We start from the raw sequence: 1068 nt of genomic DNA, 5'->3' as shown, positions 1-1068 counted from the left end.
CCACGCGGGCCCCGCCCACGGTCATGCGTATCGTCACGACGCGGACTCCGCCGTGTCCATGTGCCGGCGAAGGCTCAGCGGCCGCATGTCGGTCCAGACCTCGTCCACGTACGCGAGGCAGTCCTCCTTCACACCCTCCTTGCCGGCCGCACGCCAGCCGGCCGGAATCTCCGATTCCAGAGGCCAGATCGAGTACTGCTCTTCGAGATTCACGACGACGCGAAAGGCCGCGACGTTCTCATTCTGCTCGCTCATTGCGCTTCTCCCCTTACCGCGCCGCGCTCGCTATAGTGCGCCGGACCGCGGCCTCGAAAATGACAGCTGCGATGGTGGATCGAACTTCGGAGGTACGTTACATGAGCGAAGTGGCGCAGGGCGACGGGGTGTCGGGCGAAAAGGACCGTGCGGTACGGGTGCCTGTTGTCGACTGGCCCGAACGGGGGGAGTCGGGGCCATGGCTGGGGGATGACAAGGCCGTGGTCGTCATATCCGTGGACGTCGACGCGGAGTCGCCGGTGCTGGCCCGGGGCGAGCACTACATCAACCACTTGACGACCATGTCCCACCAAGCCTATGGTCCGCGGGTCGGTGTTCCCCGGATTCTTGACCTGCTGGAACGCCTGGATGTTCCCTCCACATTCTTCATCCCCGGCGTGAGCGCGGAACGCTGGCCGGCCGTGGTCGAATCCGTACGTGACCGGGGCCAGGAAATCGGCCTGCACGGCTTCACACACCGCCATCCCGTCCACCTTTCCGAGGACGAGCAGCGTGCGGAGCTGGAGAACAGCCTGGAGACTTTCGCGCGATTCGGCGTGACGCCGCGCGGGTACCGGGCCCCCAACTGGGAGATGACCCGGTACACCCTGGACCTGCTGCCCGAATACGGGCTGTCCTACGACTCCTCCCTCATGGACGACGACCGGCCGTACGTGGTGCTCGCGGGGGCGGGCCGGCAGCGGGTCGCGGAGCTGCCCGTGCACTGGCTGCTCGACGACTGGGAGCAGTACGCCTTCCTGCCGGAGCCCAACATCGGGCAGCTGATCGAAGCTCCGTCGAAGGTGGTCGACC

General features: G+C 66.5%; 2 protein-coding genes. One reads left to right on the top strand and one right to left on the bottom strand.

The features are described 5' to 3' along the window. Window positions 1-33: 33 nt before the first annotated feature. Window positions 34-255 (bottom strand): MbtH family protein, encoded by a 222-nt coding sequence (locus ABT106_RS32060; RefSeq protein ID WP_351284600.1) that lies wholly within the window; start codon window positions 253-255, stop codon window positions 34-36. A gap of 101 nt (window positions 256-356) precedes the next feature. On the opposite strand from ABT106_RS32060, the gene ABT106_RS32055 reads away from it, so the two are divergent. Beyond that, window positions 357-1068 (top strand): polysaccharide deacetylase family protein (locus ABT106_RS32055; protein WP_351284597.1); only part of this gene is annotated, 712 nt, incomplete at its 3' end.

Source organism: Streptomyces sp. NPDC002044 (genome assembly GCF_040296725.1).
Taxonomy (GTDB): Bacteria; Actinomycetota; Actinomycetes; order Streptomycetales; family Streptomycetaceae; genus Streptomyces; species Streptomyces antarcticus.
Note: the sequence above shows the minus strand (reverse complement) of the source record. Positions and strands in the feature narration are given on the sequence as shown.

Excerpts from the sequence above, each read along its gene's own strand:
- ABT106_RS32060 (WP_351284600.1), bottom strand. The coding sequence starts at position 255 with ATGAGCGAGCAGAATGAGAACGTCGCGGCCTTTCGCGTCGTCGTGAAT.